1 protein-coding gene is annotated in these 741 nt (G+C 40.5%); it reads left to right on the forward strand.

The window, feature by feature from the left end; genetic code table 11:
* Nucleotides 1–112: 112 nt before the first annotated feature.
* Nucleotides 113–741 (forward strand): IS30 family transposase (locus C6H66_RS25410; RefSeq protein ID WP_105397077.1); only part of this gene is annotated, 629 nt, incomplete at its 3' end.

Below are 741 nucleotides of genomic sequence, written 5' to 3' on the forward strand. Positions count from 1 at the left end.
CAACAATCATTAACATTAAATATGAACGGCGGATTCGACTAATAAGCGCAATTTTTCAGAAAGGCGGTCAGTTGCTATAGTAGGCATCTTTCCCGCCACAGGAGAATGCGCTATGGCCTATACACAACTGACCGAGACAGAAAGATATCAGATTTCCAGTTTAAAAACAGCGGGTTTTTCACAGCTTTTCATTGCTGAGTCACTTAAGCGAAGTCCGTCGACCATCAGCAGAGAATTGAAGAGAAATCAAGAAGTTCAAACCTATTGCCCTGAACAGGCTCATTTGAAGGGATTGGCTCGTCGTCATTTTGCTAAAAAAGCCGTAAAAATAACGCCGGAAGTCAAAAAATGGATAAAACGGTTAATTTGGCAAGATTTAAGTCCTGAACAGGCGGTTGATTATTTGAAGCGGCATAAAGGGATATTTTTGCATCATGAGACGATTTATAGGCTGATTTATCAAGATAAAATAGAGGGGGGTGATTTATGGCAACATCTGCGAATTGCCAGAAAACCCTATCGTAAACGCTATGGCTGCTATGAAAAAAGAGGCAAAATTAAAAATCGGGCCAGTATTGATGAGCGCCCGGAATTCGTTGATAAAAAAGAACGTATTGGCGACTGGGAAGGTGATACGATAATAGGGAAAGATAAAAAAAGTGTCTTATTAACCCTGGTTGACCGCAAAACGTTGTATACCATAATTGTTAAACTTGATAGCAAGCGGGCATTAGAAGTCGC

The sequence above is a fragment of the Photorhabdus hindustanensis genome (assembly GCF_002968995.1).
Lineage (GTDB): Bacteria > Pseudomonadota > Gammaproteobacteria > Enterobacterales > Enterobacteriaceae > Photorhabdus > Photorhabdus akhurstii.